Raw genomic sequence first — 17,519 nt, 5'->3', positions numbered from 1 at the left:
GCATGAAAACGGTATTGATGACGGCGTTTGAGCCCTTTGGTGGCGAATCCATTAATCCCTCGTGGCAGGCGGTTAGCGCGCTTGAAGGCCAGCAGATTGGCGGGGCACGTATCGTGACGCGCCAACTGCCGGTGGTCTTTAGCGAGGTGCTGGACGTGTTGTATCAGGCGCTGGAAGAGATTAAGCCGGATGCCATTATTGCTGTGGGGCAGGCGGGCGGGCGCAGCGATATCACCGTCGAGCGCATCGGCATTAACGTCGATGACGCCCGCATTCCCGATAACGCGGGCCATCAACCCGTGGATGAGCCGATTGCGCAGGATGGCCCGGCCGCCTACTTTTCACGCCTGCCGATCAAAGCCATTGTGGCGGCCGTGCGCAAAGCCGGTATTCCGGCTTCGGTGTCGCAAACCGCCGGCACCTTTACCTGTAACCGGGTGATGTATGGTCTGCTGCACTGGCTGCATCAACATGACAGCGCGGCGCGTGGCGGATTTATTCATATCCCTTACCTGCCAGAGCAGGCGGTCCACCATCCTGGCGCACCCAGCATGCCCGCCGCAACCGTGATCGAGGCGCTGAAAATTGCGGTGCAGACCACGCTGGAAACCGCCAACGATCTCAAGGAAGCGGGTGGCGCAACCCATTAAGAGGACGAGTGATGCCAGAAGGACCGGAGATTCGCCGTGTGGCGGATCAGCTTGAAATGGCCATTGTCGGGCAGCCTTTGGCCGACGTCTGGTTTGCTTTCCCTGCATTAAAAACTTACGAGCCCACATTAGTGGGGGAAAAGGTAGAGTCGATTGAAACGCGCGGCAAAGCGTTGCTGACACATTTCAGCAATGGTCTGACGCTCTATTCGCATAATCAACTTTACGGCGTCTGGCGCATCGTGTCGCCAGACGTGCAGCCCGAGACTAAACGGCAGTTACGTGTGCGCCTGGCAACGGCAGACCAGGCCATCCTGCTTTACAGCGCTTCGGATATTGAATTGCTGAATGCGGAAACCCTGGCCAGTCATCCGTTCCTGAATCGCATTGGGCCTGATGTGTTAAGCCACGCGCTGACGCCGGAGGAGGTAAAGCAGCGCCTGCTCTCAGCGCGCTTCCGCCGTCGCCAGTTCAGCGGTTTATTACTCGACCAGGCGTTTCTGGCCGGATTAGGCAACTATCTGCGCGTGGAGATCCTCTGGCTGGCACAGCTGCTTCCACACCATAACGCGCAGTCACTGAGCGAGTCACAGCTTGACGCCTTCAGCGACGCGCTGCTGTCCGTACCGCGTCATGCCTACCGCATGCGTGGCACGATGAAAAAGTATCACAGCGAAGCTGCCTTTCGTTTTGAAGTCTTTCATCGTCAGGGCAAGACGTGTCGGCGCTGCGGCACGGTGATTGAGAAGGGCGTTTTATCCTCACGGCCATTTTACTGGTGTCCGGGCTGTCAGGTATAAAAAGACAGGCGGGCCTGACGGGCAGGCTCCGTTAATCATTCCGTTTTCTGCTGCAGGGAGATCATCATGACGCCTGAAATCCTGACCGAACGGCTGGTTTTAAAACCGCTCACCCTGCAGGACGCGGATGCGATTCAGGTGGCGTTTCCCCAATGGGAAATTGTCCGTTACCTGATCGATTCGGTGCCCTGGCCCTATCCGGACGGCGCCGCCAGAGACTTTGTTGCGAACGTGGCATTACCCGCTGTTGAGGCGGGAAAAGGCTGGTACTGGACGATACGGCGCAGGGAAGCGGAGACGATGCTGATCGGGGTCATCAGCCTGATGGACACGCCGGACAACCATCGCGGCTTCTGGTTAGTACCCCACTGGCAGGGGCAGGGTTACATGTCGGAGGCCAGCAATGCCGTTACCGATTACTGGTTCAATGTACTGAATAAACCGGTATTAAGAACGCCCAAAGCCGCAGCAAACGTGCGGTCGGTCGCTATCTCGGTTAAAAGCGGTATGCGTTGTATCAAAACGGGAAAGCAACGCTATGTTTCAGGCGAACATGACGCCGAGCTCTGGGAGGTGACGCGGGATGAGTGGCGCAAATTCAGAGCGGCTCAGGCTGGCGAAACGGCAGCGAAAAAGTAACATTTTGCCGTGATCCGACAGCATCTTTAGCGATAAGGTTAAACCTGTCCGGCCTCAACGGAACCTGCATCCTTCGGGCATAAAAAAACGGCTATGCCTTGTCAGCATAGCCGTTTTGTCGTCGATGGCCCGGTGCGATATTCGCCCAGGCGACAGGCTTATTTATCCAGCTGTGACGTAAAGTCGCGCTCGGTATAACCGGTATACAGCTGACGCGGACGGGCAATTTTCATGCCTTCGTCGTGCATCTCTTTCCAGTGGGCGATCCAGCCAACGGTACGTGCCATGGCAAAAATCACGGTAAACATGGAAGACGGAATGCCCATGGCTTTCAGGATAATACCGGAGTAGAAGTCCACGTTTGGATAGAGTTTACGCTCGATGAAGTACGGGTCGTTCAGCGCAATGTGTTCCAGCTCCAGCGCCACTTCCAGCAGGTCATCTTTCATGCCCAGCTCGTTCAGCACTTCATGACAGGTTTCACGCATGACGGTTGCGCGTGGGTCATAGTTTTTGTAAACGCGATGACCAAAGCCCATCAGGCGGAAGGAGTCGTTTTTGTCTTTTGCACGACGTACGAATTCTGGAATGTGTTCAACGGTGCTGATCTCTTCCAGCATGCGCAGACAGGCTTCGTTTGCGCCACCGTGCGCCGGTCCCCACAGGGAGGCGATACCGGCCGCGATACAGGCAAACGGGTTAGCGCCTGATGAACCTGCCGTACGGACGGTTGAGGTTGAGGCGTTCTGCTCGTGATCGGCATGCAGAATCAGAATGCGATCCATGGCGCGTTCAAGCACAGGGTTGACCTTGTATTCTTCACAAGGCGTTGCAAACATCATGTGCAGGAAGTTACCGGCGTAGGAAAGGTCGTTACGTGGATAAACGAACGGCTGGCCGATTGAATACTTGTAACACATCGCTGCCATGGTAGGCATTTTAGACAGCAGGCGGAAAGCGGCGATTTCACGATGGCGCTCAATGTTCACATCCAGCGAGTCGTGATAAAACGCGGCCAGGGCGCCAGTCACGCCACACATCACAGCCATTGGATGTGAGTCGCGACGGAAGCCGTGGAACAGACGCGTGATCTGCTCATGAATCATGGTGTGGCGGGTAACGGTGACTTTGAACTCTTCAAACTGTTTCTGCGTCGGGGCTTCACCATTCAGCAGGATATAGCACACTTCCAGGTAGTTAGAGTGGGTGGCCAACTGATCGATGGGAAAACCACGGTGAAGCAGGATACCTTCATCGCCATCGATAAAGGTGATTTTTGACTCGCAGGACGCGGTAGACGTGAAACCAGGATCGAAGGTAAACAGGCCGTTAGAACCCAGTTCGCGGACATCGACGACATCCTGGCCCAGCGTGCCTTGCAGCACTTTCAGTTCAATAGGCTTTTCGTCGGGTAGGGTTAGCGTCACTTTTTTATCTGTCATTTTCGTCTCCATAGCGCCTTGGGCAGGTAAGGATCTTTCGACACCTGAAACGCGCGCATGTTGCATTTAGGCAGTACTTCACGATGTCACTCTGCATTATAAGCAGTGAAGGGTACAGAGTGAGAGGCGCGTTCCACAGGAAATGTAAAGCCGTGACATGTGCATATCGCGGTTGTTAAAGATCCGGTCAGGACATAACTTCTTTGTAACCAATAACCTGATGGTTTTAAAAGCTGTTAGTGGCAATGTTACATAACTTGAGCTTAGGAGAAAGTGTATCCCCATAACTTTTGTGCATCATAGGATTTTATCGGGATAGTTTGTAACTGAATTGTTGAACTATTGTCAAATCAGATAATTAAATTTGTATGAATTGTGAAAAACGTGAGAATGATCACTGTTCCACCCAAAATTCTCCAAAGAGTTTGTAGGGGAATTGTAATCAGAATGTGATCGTCCTATACTTCCGGCCAGGTCTCCGGAATACCCTGACACCAGGAGCCACCCAGCGTTTGTAACACGTCATTTAACACTGGATGTTGCTATTTTGGTGACGGATAAAGTCTGAACACGTTTAGGGTTCAGGTCTTATGTCCGGAGGAAGCAAAATAAAAAAGAGCTGTGTGGGCAAAACCGTGAAAAAACAAAGACCTGTCAACTTGGATCTCTCGACGATCCGGTTTCCCGTTACTGCAATATCGTCCATTCTTCACCGCGTCTCCGGCGTCATCACCCTGGTTGCTCTCGGCATCCTGTTATGGCTTCTCGGTCTTTCCCTCTCTTCTCCTGAAGGTTTCCAGCACGCTGCATCTGTCATGAATGGCTTCTTTGCGAAGTTCATCATGTGGGGCATTTTGACTGCGCTGGCCTATCATGCAGTGGGCGGGATACGTCATATGTTAATGGATTTTGGTTATCTGGCCGAAACGCTCGAAGCAGGTAAGCGTTCTGCGCAGGTGACGTTTGGTATTACTGTCGTGCTTTCAATTTTAGCAGGAGTCCTCGTATGGTAAGCAATGCATCCGCGTTGGGTCGCAATGGCATTCAGGACTGGCTGCTGCTGCGCGCGACGGCAATCCTCATCACGCTTTACATCATCTATCTCCTCGGTTTCGTGGTGATGACAGACACGCTGACGTATGACATCTGGCGTGGCTTCTTCGCTTCTGCATTTACAAAAGTGTTCACGCTCCTGACGCTGTTTTCCATTCTGATCCACGGCTGGATCGGTATGTGGCAGGTCTTAACGGACTACGTTAAACCGCTGGCAACGCGTCTGCTGTTGCAGTTGGTCATCGTAGTGGCGCTGTTGTCATATGCAATTTATGGATTTGTTGTGGTGTGGGGTGTGTAAATGAGTTTACCAGTAAGAGAATTTGATGCCGTGGTGATCGGCGCAGGCGGCGCGGGTATGCGCGCGGCGTTGCAAATCTCCCAGTCGGGCCAGACCTGTGCCCTGTTGTCCAAAGTCTTCCCGACCCGTTCCCATACGGTCTCCGCGCAGGGCGGAATCACCGTTGCGCTGGGTAACACCCATGACGATAACTGGGAATGGCATATGTATGACACCGTCAAAGGTTCCGACTACATCGGTGACCAGGACGCGATTGAATACATGTGTCACGTCGGTCCGGAAGCGATTCTGGAACTGGAGCACATGGGCTTGCCCTTCTCCCGTCTTGATGACGGCCGCGTTTATCAGCGTCCGTTTGGTGGTCAGTCGAAAAACTTCGGCGGTGAGCAGGCGGCGCGTACTGCCGCAGCGGCCGACCGTACCGGCCACGCACTGCTGCATACGCTGTACCAGCAGAACCTGAAAAATAAAACCACTATCTTCTCCGAATGGTATGCACTGGATCTGGTCAAAAATGACGACGGTGCCATCGTAGGCTGTACGGCAATCTGCATGGAAACCGGCGAAACGGTTTACTTCAAAGCCAAGGCCACCATTCTGGCGACGGGCGGTGCAGGACGTATTTATCAGTCCACGACGAACGCCCACATCAATACCGGCGACGGTGTTGGCATGGCGCTGCGCGCGGGCGTGCCTGTGCAGGATATGGAAATGTGGCAGTTCCACCCAACCGGTATCGCCGGTGCTGGTGTACTGGTCACCGAAGGCTGTCGTGGTGAAGGCGGTTATCTGCTGAACAAACACGGTGAGCGTTTCATGGAGCGCTATGCGCCTAACGCCAAAGACCTTGCCGGTCGTGACGTTGTGGCCCGTTCGATGATGGTGGAAATCCGTGAAGGTCGCGGTTGCGACGGTCCATGGGGCCCGCACATCAAGCTTAAACTCGATCACCTGGGTGCGGAAGTGCTGGAATCGCGCCTGCCGGGCATCCTTGAGCTGTCCCGTACCTTTGCTCACGTTGACCCGATTAAAGAGCCGATTCCGGTTATCCCAACCTGTCACTACATGATGGGCGGCGTGCCAACCAAAGTCACCGGTCAGGCGCTGCGTGTGAATGAGCAGGGCGAAGACGAAGTGATTCCTGGCCTGTTCGCGGTGGGTGAAATCGCCTGCGTATCGGTACACGGGGCGAACCGTCTGGGTGGCAACTCGCTGCTGGACCTGGTGGTCTTCGGTCGCGCGGCTGGCGTGCATCTGCTTGAATGTCTGGAAGAGCAGGGTGAACTGCGTGAAGCCAGCCAGGAAAACATTGATGCCGCGATGGCGCGTTTCAACCGCTGGGAAAATAACACCACGGGTGAAGATCCGGTTGAAATCCGCAAGGCGTTGCAACGCTGCATGCAGAACAACTTCTCGGTATTCCGTGAAGGCGATGCGATGCGTGAAGGGCTTGCTGAACTGAAAGAGATCCGTGAGCGTCTGAAGTCCGCGCGCCTGGATGACCGCTCACCTGACTTCAATACACAGCGTATTGAGTGCCTTGAGCTGGATAACCTGATGGAAACCGCTTATGCCACCGCAGTGGCGGCCAACTACCGCACTGAGAGCCGTGGCGCACACAGCCGCTTCGACTATCCGGAACGTGATGATGCCAACTGGCTGTGCCATAGCCTCTATGTTCCGCAAACGGAAAGCATGACGCGCCGTGAGGTGAACATGCAACCGAAACTGCGTGCGGCCTTCCCGCCGAAAGCGCGTACCTACTAATTGCGGAGATCATCATGAGACTTGAATTTTCGATCTATCGTTACAACCCGGACGTCGATGACAAACCGCGCATGCAGGACTATACCCTGGAAGCGGAAGACGGCCGTGACATGATGCTGCTGGATGCGCTGATCCGTCTGAAAGAGAAGGATCCTACCCTGGCGTTTCGTCGCTCATGCCGTGAAGGCGTGTGCGGTTCAGACGGCCTGAACATGAACGGGAAAAACGGCCTGGCCTGCATCACGCCGGTCTCGGCGTTAGGCAACGGCAAGCAGAAAATCGTTATCCGTCCTCTACCGGGCCTGCCGGTCGTGCGCGACCTGGTGGTGGACATGGGCCAGTTTTATGCCCAGTATGAGAAAATTAAGCCTTTCTTATTGAATAACGGTGAAAACCCGCCAGCGCGTGAGCATCTGCAGTCGCCGGGCGAGCGTGAGCATCTGGACGGATTGTATGAGTGTATTCTCTGCGCCTGTTGCTCAACCTCTTGCCCGTCGTTCTGGTGGAACCCGGACAAGTTTATTGGTCCTGCAGGCCTGCTGGCCGCTTACCGCTTCCTGATTGACAGCCGTGATACGGAAACGGATGCGCGTCTGGATAATCTGAGCGATGCATTCAGCGTTTTCCGCTGTCACAGCATCATGAACTGTGTAAGTGTTTGTCCTAAAGGGCTAAACCCGACGCGTGCTATCGGCCACATTAAGTCGATGCTGCTGCAACGCAGCGCGTAGTTGTACCACCGGGAACCTCAGGTTCCCGGTATTTTACGGAAGCCTCTGTAAACGCGGTCCCGACCACGTTTACAAAGGTTCCCTTACGGGCCGGGCGCGCGCTGCGCACAGTGCTCGTATCGCTGAACTCACTACGGCAAACCGCGAAAGCGGCAACAAATGAAACCTCAAAAAAGCATAACATTGCTTAAGGGATCACAATGCAGAACAGCGCGATGAAGCCCTGGCTGGACTCCTCCTGGCTGGCCGGCGCGAATCAGTCTTACATAGAGCAACTCTATGAGGATTTCCTGACCGATCCTGACTCTGTGGATGCAGTGTGGCGCTCGATGTTCCAACAGTTACCAGGCACGGGAGTGAAACCTGAGCAGTTCCACTCCGCAACTCGCGAATATTTCCGTCGCCTGGCGAAAGACGCATCTCGTTACACCTCCTCAGTTACCGATCCGGCAACCAACTCCAAACAAGTGAAAGTGCTGCAGCTGATTAACGCGTTTCGTTTCCGCGGACATCAGGAAGCAAATCTCGATCCGCTTGGCCTGTGGAAACAGGACCGCGTTGCCGATCTCGATCCTGCCTTTCACGATCTGACCGACGCCGATTTTCAGGAAAGCTTTAACGTAGGTTCTTTTGCCATTGGCAAAGAAACCATGAAGCTGGCCGATCTGTTCGACGCGCTGAAGCAGACCTACTGTGGCTCGATTGGTGCAGAGTATATGCACATCAATAACACTGAAGAGAAACGCTGGATCCAGCAGCGTATCGAATCCGGTGCGAGCCAGACGTCATTCAGTGGCGAAGAGAAAAAAGGTTTCCTGAAAGAGCTGACCGCGGCAGAAGGGCTGGAAAAATATCTGGGCGCGAAATTCCCGGGTGCAAAACGCTTCTCGCTGGAAGGCGGTGATGCGCTGGTGCCGATGCTGCGCGAGATGATTCGTCATGCGGGCAAAAGCGGCACACGTGAAGTGGTACTGGGGATGGCGCACCGTGGCCGTCTTAACGTACTGATTAACGTACTGGGTAAAAAGCCACAGGATCTGTTCGACGAATTCTCCGGTAAACACAAAGAGCATCTGGGCACCGGTGATGTGAAGTATCACATGGGCTTCTCTTCGGATATCGAAACCGAAGGTGGTCTGGTGCATCTGGCGCTGGCGTTTAACCCGTCTCACCTGGAAATTGTCAGCCCGGTGGTCATGGGATCGGTACGTGCACGTCTCGATCGTCTGGCCGAACCGGTCAGCAATAAAGTGTTGCCTATCACCATTCACGGTGATGCGGCGGTGATTGGTCAGGGCGTGGTTCAGGAAACCCTGAACATGTCTCAGGCGCGCGGCTACGAAGTGGGCGGCACGGTACGTATCGTCATTAACAACCAGGTTGGTTTTACCACCTCCAACCCGAAAGATGCGCGTTCAACCCCGTACTGTACTGACATCGGCAAGATGGTGCTGGCACCGATTTTCCACGTCAATGCTGACGATCCGGAAGCGGTGGCCTTTGTTACCCGCCTGGCGCTGGACTATCGCAACACCTTCAAACGCGATGTGTTTATCGATCTGGTGTGCTATCGCCGTCATGGTCACAACGAGGCGGATGAGCCAAGTGCTACCCAGCCGTTGATGTACCAGAAAATCAAAAAGCATCCGACGCCGCGTAAAATTTACGCCGATCGTCTGGAAGGCGAAGGTGTCGCGTCGCAGGAAGATGCCACCGAGATGGTGAACCTGTACCGCGATGCGCTCGATGCGGGCGAATGCGTGGTGCCGGAATGGCGTCCGATGAGCCTGCACTCCTTCACGTGGTCGCCTTATCTGAACCACGAATGGGATGAGCCTTATCCGGCACAGGTTGACATGAAACGCCTGAAGGAACTGGCATTGCGTATCAGTCAGGTCCCTGAGCAGATTGAAGTGCAGTCGCGCGTGGCCAAGATCTATAACGATCGCAAGCTGATGGCCGAAGGCGAGAAAGCGTTCGACTGGGGCGGTGCCGAGAATCTGGCGTACGCCACGCTGGTGGATGAAGGTATTCCGGTTCGCCTCTCGGGTGAAGACTCCGGTCGTGGAACCTTCTTCCATCGCCACGCGGTCGTGCACAACCAGGCTAATGGTTCAACCTATACGCCGCTGCACCATATTCATAACAGCCAGGGCGAGTTCAAAGTCTGGGATTCTGTGCTGTCTGAAGAAGCCGTGCTGGCGTTTGAATACGGTTACGCCACGGCTGAGCCGCGCGTGCTGACCATCTGGGAAGCGCAGTTTGGTGACTTTGCCAACGGTGCTCAGGTGGTGATTGACCAGTTCATCAGCTCTGGCGAACAGAAGTGGGGCCGTATGTGTGGCCTGGTGATGTTGCTGCCGCATGGCTACGAAGGTCAGGGCCCGGAACACTCCTCTGCCCGTCTGGAACGCTATCTGCAACTTTGCGCCGAACAGAACATGCAGGTTTGCGTCCCGTCGACGCCGGCTCAGGTGTATCACATGCTGCGCCGTCAGGCGCTGCGCGGGATGCGCCGTCCGCTGGTGGTGATGTCGCCGAAGTCGCTGTTGCGCCATCCGCTGGCGATCTCGTCGCTGGATGAACTGGCAAACGGCAGTTTCCAGCCGGCCATTGGTGAGATCGACGATCTGGATCCGCAGGGCGTGAAACGCGTCGTGCTGTGCTCCGGTAAGGTTTACTACGATCTGCTGGAACAGCGTCGTAAAGACGAGAAAACCGATGTTGCCATCGTGCGCATCGAACAGCTTTACCCGTTCCCGCATCAGGCGGTACAGGAAGCATTGAAAGCCTATTCTCACGTACAGGACTTTGTCTGGTGCCAGGAAGAGCCACTGAACCAGGGCGCCTGGTACTGTAGCCAGCATCATTTCCGTGATGTCGTGCCGTTTGGCGCCACCCTGCGTTATGCAGGTCGCCCGGCATCGGCTTCTCCGGCCGTGGGTTATATGTCCGTACACCAACAACAGCAGCAAGACCTGGTTAATGACGCACTGAACGTCAATTAATTAAAAGGAAAGATAATGAGTAGCGTAGATATTCTCGTTCCCGACCTGCCTGAATCGGTTGCAGATGCCACAGTAGCAACCTGGCACAAGAAACCAGGCGATGCAGTCAGCCGCGATGAAGTCATCGTCGAAATTGAAACTGACAAAGTCGTGCTGGAAGTGCCGGCATCTGCCGATGGCGTGCTGGAAGCCGTGCTGGAAGACGAAGGGGCAACCGTTACGTCCCGCCAGATCCTGGGTCGCCTGAAAGAAGGCAACAGTGCGGGTAAAGAAAGCAGTGCCAAAGCGGAAAGCAATGACACCACGCCAGCCCAGCGTCAGACAGCGTCGCTTGAAGAAGAGAGCAGCGATGCGCTCAGCCCGGCGATCCGTCGCCTGATTGCGGAGCATAATCTTGACGCTGCGCAGATCAAAGGCACCGGCGTGGGCGGACGTTTAACACGTGAAGACGTTGAAAAACATCTGGCGAACAAACCGCAGGCTGAGAAAGCCGCCGCGCCAGCGGCGGGTGCAGCAACGGCTCAGCAGCCTGTTGCCAACCGCAGCGAAAAACGTGTTCCGATGACGCGTTTACGTAAGCGCGTCGCGGAGCGTCTGCTGGAAGCCAAGAACAGCACCGCCATGTTGACGACCTTCAACGAAATCAACATGAAGCCGATTATGGATCTGCGTAAGCAGTACGGCGATGCGTTCGAGAAACGTCATGGTGTGCGTCTGGGCTTTATGTCTTTCTACATCAAGGCCGTGGTCGAAGCGCTGAAGCGTTATCCAGAAGTCAACGCCTCTATCGATGGCGAAGACGTGGTGTACCACAACTATTTCGATGTGAGTATTGCCGTCTCTACGCCACGCGGACTGGTGACGCCTGTCCTGCGTGACGTTGATGCGCTGAGCATGGCTGACATCGAGAAGAAAATTAAAGAACTGGCAGTGAAAGGCCGTGACGGCAAGCTGACGGTTGACGATCTGACGGGCGGTAACTTTACCATCACCAACGGTGGTGTGTTCGGTTCGCTGATGTCTACGCCAATCATCAACCCGCCACAGAGCGCGATTCTGGGCATGCACGCCATTAAAGATCGTCCTATGGCGGTCAATGGTCAGGTTGTGATCCTGCCAATGATGTACCTGGCTCTCTCCTACGATCACCGTTTAATCGATGGTCGTGAATCTGTCGGCTATCTGGTCGCGGTGAAAGAGATGCTGGAAGATCCCGCGCGTCTGCTGCTGGATGTCTGATTCATCACTGGGCACGCGTTGCGTGCCCAATCTCAATACTCTTTTCAGATCTGAATGGATAGAACATCATGAACTTACACGAATACCAGGCTAAACAGCTGTTTGCACGGTATGGCATGCCAGCACCGACCGGCTACGCCTGTACTACACCACGTGAAGCAGAAGAAGCGGCATCGAAAATCGGTGCAGGCCCGTGGGTAGTTAAATGTCAGGTTCATGCCGGTGGCCGCGGTAAAGCGGGCGGTGTGAAAGTGGTTAACAGCAAAGAAGACATCCGTGCTTTCGCTGAAAACTGGCTGGGCAAACGTCTGGTGACCTACCAAACTGACGCCAATGGTCAGCCGGTAAACCAGATTCTGGTTGAAGCGGCAACCGATATCGATCAGGAGCTGTACCTGGGTGCCGTGGTTGACCGTGCAACCCGTCGCGTCATCTTTATGGCATCGACCGAAGGCGGCGTGGAAATCGAGAAAGTGGCAGAAGAAACGCCACACCTGATCCACAAAATGGCGCTTGATCCACTGACCGGTCCACAGCCTTATCAGGGCCGTGAGTTAGCCTTTAAACTGGGCCTGACCGGTAAGCAAGTCAGCCAGTTCACCAAAATTTTCATGGGTCTGGCCACCATGTTCCTGGAGCGCGATCTGGCGATGGTTGAGATCAACCCGCTGGTGATCACCAAGCAGGGCGACCTGATCTGTCTGGATGGCAAACTGGGTGCTGATGGCAATGCCCTGTTCCGTCAGCCAGAGCTGCGTGAAATGCGCGATCCAAGCCAGGAAGATCCTCGTGAAGCGCACGCGACACAGTGGGAACTGAACTATGTTGCGCTGGAAGGCAACATCGGTTGTATGGTTAACGGCGCAGGCCTCGCGATGGGTACGATGGACATCGTTAAGCACCACGGTGGCCAGCCAGCGAACTTCCTGGATGTCGGCGGCGGCGCGACCAAAGAGCGCGTAACCGAAGCCTTTAAAATCATCCTGTCTGACGACGCGGTGAAAGCGGTATTCGTTAACATCTTCGGCGGCATCGTGCGTTGCGACCTGATCGCAGACGGCATCATCGGTGCAGTAGCAGAAGTCGGTGTTAACGTACCGGTCGTGGTACGTCTGGAAGGTAACAACGCTGAACTGGGCGCTAAGAAACTGGCGGACAGTGGTCTGAACATCATTGCAGCAACCAGTCTGACAGACGCGGCACAGCGTGTTGTTGCTGCTGCGGAGGGTAAATAATGTCCATTTTGATCGACAAAAACACCAAAGTCATTTGCCAGGGATTCACCGGCGGACAGGGAACTTTCCACTCTGAGCAGGCGCTGGCATACGGCACGCAGCTGGTTGGTGGCGTAACACCGGGCAAAGGCGGCACGACCCATCTGGGCCTGCCGGTGTTCAACACCGTGCGTGAAGCCGTTGAAGCCACAGGCGCGACCGCAACCGTTATCTATGTGCCAGCTCCGTTCTGCAAAGACGGTATCCTGGAAGCTATCGATGCCGGTATCAAGCTGATCATCACCATCACCGAAGGCATTCCAACGCTGGATATGCTGACCGTGAAGATGAAGCTGGATGAAGCAGGCGTGCGCATGATCGGGCCAAACTGCCCGGGTGTGATCACCCCTGGCGAATGTAAGATCGGCATCATGCCGGGCCACATTCACCAGCCTGGCCGTGTCGGTATCGTTTCGCGTTCCGGTACCCTGACCTATGAAGCCGTTAAGCAAACCACCGATATCGGTTACGGTCAGTCTACCTGTGTCGGCATCGGCGGTGACCCGATCCCGGGCTCTAACTTCATCGACATCCTGAAAATGTTCCAGGACGATCCACAGACTGAAGCGATCGTCATGATCGGTGAAATCGGTGGTAGTGCGGAAGAAGAAGCTGCTGCGTTCATCAAAGAGCACGTGACCAAGCCGGTTGTCGGCTACATTGCGGGCGTAACGGCACCGAAGGGCAAACGTATGGGCCACGCTGGCGCCATCATTGCCGGTGGTAAAGGAACGGCAGACGAGAAGTTTGCTGCGCTGGAAGCCGCAGGTGTGAAAACCGTACGCAGCCTGGCTGACATCGGCGATGCCGTGAAAGCGGTTCTGCCAGCCAAATAAGCGGTCTGAGCGGAATGCATTAAGCCACCTTCGGGTGGCTTTTTTTATCGCTTAAACCTGAGCACGCCCTTTTGCCGCATAACTGATTGGCGTCGTGCCTTAAATAACATAAAATAATCTTAAGTATTTCCGTGGTGTTTGCTATGCTTTATCTGACCTGGCTTTTGGGGCGCAAAAAGAATGGGCGTTATTAAACACGCTATAAAGTTAAATATTTATATAAAATTAAATTGCCCGGTGACACATTTTTAACAAAGCTTCCGTTTAAACATATTCCCCACATTATTTCCTTATTCCAAATCAATTTCCCGCCATATATAACAAACTTTACTGCTAGCAAAGGGCGCGGTTAAGCGCTTAAATTGCGCTGCATCAATCCAGCCTTTTAAAAAAATAATCAAACGTTTGTTCAAATACGGGAAAGCATCAATTTTTAAATTATGCCCCGTTAAACGTCTGAACCACGCGGCTGCCTTGGTGTTTCACAGGTTACCGCTAACGGTTACGCCCTCATCCCAGGCCGCACACAGAACTGTCCTGTCGATGACAAAACTGGAATCAATAATCAGTCGTTCCTGACTCTTATTCAGTCTGTACGGATACAGAGTTAAGGTGAGGAGCAAGGAGTCATTATGCTAGATATTGTCGAGCTGTCGCGTTTACAGTTTGCCTTAACAGCCTTGTACCATTTCCTTTTCGTACCTTTAACGCTCGGTATGGCGTTTTTGCTGGCGATAATGGAAACGGTCTATGTGCTGAGTGGCAAACAAGTTTATAAGGATATGACAAAATTCTGGGGCAAGTTATTTGGTATTAACTTTGCGCTGGGCGTGGCGACCGGACTGACCATGGAGTTTCAGTTCGGCACCAACTGGTCTTACTATTCTCATTATGTCGGCGATATTTTTGGCGCGCCGTTAGCTATTGAAGGATTAATGGCTTTCTTTCTTGAGTCCACCTTTGTTGGCCTGTTCTTTTTCGGTTGGGATCGGCTGGGCAAAGTTCAGCACCTGGCCGTGACCTGGCTGGTGGCGCTGGGATCCAATATGTCGGCGCTGTGGATTCTGGTGGCAAACGGCTGGATGCAAAACCCAATTGCCTCTGAGTTTAACTTTGAAACCATGCGCATGGAGATGCTGAGCTTCTCTGAGCTGGTCTTAAATCCGGTCGCCCAGGTGAAATTTGTTCACACCGTCGCGGCAGGGTACACCACCGGTGCCATGTTTATTTTAGGCATCAGCGCCTGGTATTTGCTAAAAGGCCGCGACACGGCGTTTGCCAAACGCTCTTTTGCTATCGCGGCAAGTTTCGGTATGGCAGCCGTATTGTCAGTCATCGTGTTGGGCGACGAGTCCGGTTACGAAATGGGCGATGTGCAGAAAACCAAGCTGGCGGCCATTGAAGCCGAATGGGAAACCCAGCCCGCACCGGCTGCGTTTACGCTGTTCGGTTTGCCCGATCAGGCATCACAAGAGAACCACTACGCCATTCAAATTCCTTATCTGCTGGGACTCATTGCCACCCGTTCTACGGATACGCCTGTAACGGGCCTGAAAGAGCTTATGACCCAACATGAAGTTCGCATTCGTAACGGGATGAAAGCCTACGCACTGTTAAATGAACTGCGCAGCGGGAATACCGATCCGGCCGTGCGTGATGCCTTTAATCACAGCAAAAAAGATCTGGGTTATGGTCTGTTGTTGAAGCGCTATACGCCAAACGTCTCAGATGCCAGCGAGGCGCAAATCAAGCAGGCAACACAGGATTCCATTCCACGCGTGGCGCCGCTGTATTTTGCCTTCCGCATCATGGTGCTCTGCGGCGTGCTGTTACTCGGCGTTATCACGCTGTCATTCTGGAGCGTCATTCGTAATCGTATCGGCAAACATCGCTGGTTACTCAAGGCCGCGCTGTATGGCATTCCGCTGCCGTGGATTGCGGTTGAAGCAGGCTGGTTTGTGGCGGAGTACGGCCGTCAACCCTGGGCGATAGGCGAAGTGCTGCCTACGGCTGTGGCGAATTCCTCGCTCACCGTTGGGGATATCCTGTTCTCCATGGGGCTGATCTGCGGTCTGTATACCCTGTTCCTGGTCGCCGAGATGTACCTGATGTTTAAATTTGCCCGGTTGGGTCCAAGTAGCCTGAAAACGGGTCGTTATCACCATGAGCAGATGGCGAAAACCGTTCAGCCGGCACGTGGATAAGGAGAACCGCCATGTTTGATTACGAAGTTCTGCGCTTTGTCTGGTGGCTGCTGATCGGCATTTTGCTGGTGGGCTTTGCCGTCACTGATGGCTTTGATATGGGCGTGGGCATGCTGACGCGCCTGCTGGGACGCACCGATACCGAGCGTCGGGTAATGATTAACACCATTGCGCCGCACTGGGACGGTAACCAGGTCTGGTTAATTACTGCGGGTGGTGCGCTGTTTGCCGCCTGGCCGATGGTTTATGCGGCGGCGTTTTCAGGATTTTATGTGGCAATGATTCTGGTGCTGGCGTCGCTGTTCTTTCGTCCGGTGGGCTTTGATTACCGCTCTAAGATTGAAGACAAGCGCTGGCGCGGTGCCTGGGACTGGGGCATTTTCATCGGCAGCTTCGTCCCTCCTTTGGTGATTGGCGTGGCCTTTGGCAACCTGCTCCAGGGCGTTCCGTTTCATGCTGATGAGTATATGCGCCTGTATTACACCGGTAACTTCTTCCAGTTACTTAATCCCTTTGGCCTGCTGGCAGGGGTGGTGAGCGTCGCCATGATACTGGCGCAGGGCGCAACCTACCTGCAGATGCGTACGAACGGCGAACTGTACCTGCGCGCACGCGCCACGACCCAGATTTCCACGCTGGTGATGATGGTGTGCTTCGCACTGGCGGGCGTGTGGGTGAAGTACGGCATTGACGGTTATGTGGTGACCAGTACGCTTGATCACTATGCGGCATCGAATCCGCTGGGTAAAACCGTGGTGCGCGAAGCCGGTGCCTGGATGGTGAATTTCCAGCAGCATCCCGTGCTGTGGTTGTTCCCACTGCTGGGCGTTGTGCTGCCTCTGCTGACGGTGCTGTGCTCACGTATGCACAAAAGCGCATGGGCGTTTGTGTTCTCTTCACTGACGCTTGCCTGCGTCATTATGACGGCCGGTATTGCCATGTTTCCGTTTATTATGCCTTCCAGCACGGTACCGGGCACCAGTCTGACCATGTGGGATGCAACCTCCAGTCTGCTGACGCTGAAAACCATGACCTTTGCCGCGATTATTTTTGTGCCCATCATCCTGCTTTACACCAGTTGGTGTTACTGGAAGATGTTTGGCCGTATCACCAAAGAGCATGTTGAGAGCAACAGCAACTCACTGTACTGATAAGGAGTCAACACATGTGGTATTTTGCCTGGATTCTTGGCACCTTGCTGGCCTGCGCCTTTGGTATCATCACGGCGCTGGCCATAGAGCATATCGAAGACAGCGCCGCATCGGATCGACAATCCTGATGAGCGGATGGCTACAGACGACCTGTCGTCTGATGGATAAGGGCCCGTTCCGGGCCCTTTCACTGGTGCTGGCACTCTGGCTGGCGGGATGTCTGCTGTGGAATCCCGCACGTTATGCCAGCGGTGCTGGCGGCATTCTGCTGTGGCAGGGCGTGTTGCTCATCTGGGCGGTATGCACCGGCGTGATTTACGGTGTTGGGTTTCGTCCGCGACGATTACGCTGGCGTGCTCTGTTTACCCCTTTACCCGCATTAGTGATACTCTTGTGGGGCGTAAGCCGGTTTTATCTCTGACAG

Annotated in this window: 16 protein-coding genes; 15 read left to right on the top strand and 1 reads right to left on the bottom strand. The window is 54.4% G+C overall.

The window, feature by feature from the left end:
• Positions 1-2: 2 nt before the first annotated feature.
• From pcp to PAGR_RS15255, 3 genes are all read left to right on the top strand, one after another.
• Positions 3-650, top strand: coding sequence for a pyroglutamyl-peptidase I (gene pcp, locus PAGR_RS15265; protein WP_014593191.1), 648 nt, complete (start codon positions 3-5; stop codon positions 648-650).
• A gap of 11 nt (positions 651-661) precedes the next feature.
• A complete protein-coding gene (nei, locus tag PAGR_RS15260; protein ID WP_014593192.1) occupies positions 662-1,450 on the top strand; it encodes an endonuclease VIII in 789 nt (262 codons plus the stop codon).
• A gap of 66 nt (positions 1,451-1,516) precedes the next feature.
• Positions 1,517-2,089: a GNAT family N-acetyltransferase gene (locus PAGR_RS15255; RefSeq protein WP_014606295.1), complete on the top strand. Its 573-nt coding sequence runs from the start codon at positions 1,517-1,519 to the stop codon at positions 2,087-2,089.
• Between the two features lie 158 nt (positions 2,090-2,247).
• Here PAGR_RS15255 and PAGR_RS15250 read toward each other — a convergent pair whose 3' ends face one another.
• On the bottom strand, positions 2,248-3,531 hold the full coding sequence (locus PAGR_RS15250; protein WP_014606294.1) for a citrate synthase: 1,284 nt from the start codon (positions 3,529-3,531) through the stop codon (positions 2,248-2,250).
• 590 nt (positions 3,532-4,121) lie between these two features.
• On the opposite strand from PAGR_RS15250, the gene sdhC reads away from it, so the two are divergent.
• From sdhC to ybgE, 12 genes are all read left to right on the top strand, one after another.
• Positions 4,122-4,544, top strand: a complete 423-nt coding sequence (gene sdhC, locus PAGR_RS15245) for a succinate dehydrogenase cytochrome b556 subunit (RefSeq protein WP_013025059.1) — start codon at positions 4,122-4,124, stop codon at positions 4,542-4,544.
• Positions 4,538-4,885, top strand: a complete 348-nt coding sequence (gene sdhD, locus PAGR_RS15240; RefSeq protein ID WP_013025060.1) for a succinate dehydrogenase membrane anchor subunit — start codon at positions 4,538-4,540, stop codon at positions 4,883-4,885. The genes sdhC and sdhD overlap by 7 nt, the downstream gene beginning before the upstream one ends.
• The gene (gene sdhA / locus PAGR_RS15235) at positions 4,886-6,652 is read left to right on the top strand and encodes a succinate dehydrogenase flavoprotein subunit (RefSeq protein WP_013025061.1); all 1,767 of its coding nucleotides are present in this window, start codon (positions 4,886-4,888) and stop codon (positions 6,650-6,652) included.
• Positions 6,653-6,666: 14 nt separating this feature from the next.
• Positions 6,667-7,383, top strand: coding sequence for a succinate dehydrogenase iron-sulfur subunit (locus tag PAGR_RS15230; RefSeq protein ID WP_013025062.1), 717 nt, complete (start codon positions 6,667-6,669; stop codon positions 7,381-7,383).
• Positions 7,384-7,583: 200 nt separating this feature from the next.
• The gene (gene sucA / locus PAGR_RS15225) at positions 7,584-10,391 is read left to right on the top strand and encodes a 2-oxoglutarate dehydrogenase E1 component (protein ID WP_013025063.1); all 2,808 of its coding nucleotides are present in this window, start codon (positions 7,584-7,586) and stop codon (positions 10,389-10,391) included.
• Positions 10,392-10,406: 15 nt separating this feature from the next.
• A complete protein-coding gene (odhB, locus tag PAGR_RS15220) occupies positions 10,407-11,630 on the top strand; it encodes a 2-oxoglutarate dehydrogenase complex dihydrolipoyllysine-residue succinyltransferase (protein ID WP_013025064.1) in 1,224 nt (407 codons plus the stop codon).
• A 68-nt stretch (positions 11,631-11,698) separates the two neighbouring features.
• On the top strand, positions 11,699-12,865 hold the full coding sequence (gene sucC / locus PAGR_RS15215; RefSeq protein ID WP_006118458.1) for an ADP-forming succinate--CoA ligase subunit beta: 1,167 nt from the start codon (positions 11,699-11,701) through the stop codon (positions 12,863-12,865).
• Complete coding sequence (gene sucD, locus PAGR_RS15210; RefSeq protein ID WP_013025067.1) at positions 12,865-13,740, top strand: succinate--CoA ligase subunit alpha; 876 nt, start codon at positions 12,865-12,867, stop codon at positions 13,738-13,740. Before sucC ends, sucD begins: the two co-directional genes overlap by 1 nt.
• A 632-nt stretch (positions 13,741-14,372) precedes the next feature.
• Positions 14,373-15,944 (top strand): cytochrome ubiquinol oxidase subunit I, encoded by a 1,572-nt coding sequence (gene cydA / locus PAGR_RS15205; RefSeq protein ID WP_014606293.1) that lies wholly within the window; start codon positions 14,373-14,375, stop codon positions 15,942-15,944.
• Between the two features lie 11 nt (positions 15,945-15,955).
• Positions 15,956-17,095, top strand: a complete 1,140-nt coding sequence (cydB, locus tag PAGR_RS15200; RefSeq protein ID WP_013025069.1) for a cytochrome d ubiquinol oxidase subunit II — start codon at positions 15,956-15,958, stop codon at positions 17,093-17,095.
• A 14-nt stretch (positions 17,096-17,109) separates the two neighbouring features.
• The gene (cydX, locus tag PAGR_RS23250; protein ID WP_013025070.1) at positions 17,110-17,223 is read left to right on the top strand and encodes a cytochrome bd-I oxidase subunit CydX; all 114 of its coding nucleotides are present in this window, start codon (positions 17,110-17,112) and stop codon (positions 17,221-17,223) included.
• The gene (gene ybgE / locus PAGR_RS15195) at positions 17,223-17,516 is read left to right on the top strand and encodes a cyd operon protein YbgE (RefSeq protein WP_014606292.1); all 294 of its coding nucleotides are present in this window, start codon (positions 17,223-17,225) and stop codon (positions 17,514-17,516) included. Before cydX ends, ybgE begins: the two co-directional genes overlap by 1 nt.
• The last annotated feature ends 3 nt before the right edge of the window (positions 17,517-17,519 follow it).

It is taken from the genome of Pantoea ananatis PA13, from assembly GCF_000233595.1.
Lineage (GTDB): Bacteria > Pseudomonadota > Gammaproteobacteria > Enterobacterales > Enterobacteriaceae > Pantoea > Pantoea ananatis.
Note: the sequence above shows the minus strand (reverse complement) of the source record. Positions and strands in the feature narration are given on the sequence as shown.

Coding starts and splice junctions, on each gene's coding strand:
- pcp (WP_014593191.1), top strand. CDS start 3: ATGAAAACGGTATTGATGACGGCGTTTGAGCCCTTTGGTGGCGAATCC.
- nei (WP_014593192.1), top strand. CDS start 662: ATGCCAGAAGGACCGGAGATTCGCCGTGTGGCGGATCAGCTTGAAATG.
- PAGR_RS15255 (WP_014606295.1), top strand. CDS start 1,517: ATGACGCCTGAAATCCTGACCGAACGGCTGGTTTTAAAACCGCTCACC.
- PAGR_RS15250 (WP_014606294.1), bottom strand. CDS start 3,531: ATGACAGATAAAAAAGTGACGCTAACCCTACCCGACGAAAAGCCTATT.
- sdhC (WP_013025059.1), top strand. CDS start 4,122: ATGTCCGGAGGAAGCAAAATAAAAAAGAGCTGTGTGGGCAAAACCGTG.
- sdhD (WP_013025060.1), top strand. CDS start 4,538: ATGGTAAGCAATGCATCCGCGTTGGGTCGCAATGGCATTCAGGACTGG.
- sdhA (WP_013025061.1), top strand. CDS start 4,886: ATGAGTTTACCAGTAAGAGAATTTGATGCCGTGGTGATCGGCGCAGGC.
- PAGR_RS15230 (WP_013025062.1), top strand. CDS start 6,667: ATGAGACTTGAATTTTCGATCTATCGTTACAACCCGGACGTCGATGAC.
- sucA (WP_013025063.1), top strand. CDS start 7,584: ATGCAGAACAGCGCGATGAAGCCCTGGCTGGACTCCTCCTGGCTGGCC.
- odhB (WP_013025064.1), top strand. CDS start 10,407: ATGAGTAGCGTAGATATTCTCGTTCCCGACCTGCCTGAATCGGTTGCA.
- sucC (WP_006118458.1), top strand. CDS start 11,699: ATGAACTTACACGAATACCAGGCTAAACAGCTGTTTGCACGGTATGGC.
- sucD (WP_013025067.1), top strand. CDS start 12,865: ATGTCCATTTTGATCGACAAAAACACCAAAGTCATTTGCCAGGGATTC.
- cydA (WP_014606293.1), top strand. CDS start 14,373: ATGCTAGATATTGTCGAGCTGTCGCGTTTACAGTTTGCCTTAACAGCC.
- cydB (WP_013025069.1), top strand. CDS start 15,956: ATGTTTGATTACGAAGTTCTGCGCTTTGTCTGGTGGCTGCTGATCGGC.
- cydX (WP_013025070.1), top strand. CDS start 17,110: ATGTGGTATTTTGCCTGGATTCTTGGCACCTTGCTGGCCTGCGCCTTT.
- ybgE (WP_014606292.1), top strand. CDS start 17,223: ATGAGCGGATGGCTACAGACGACCTGTCGTCTGATGGATAAGGGCCCG.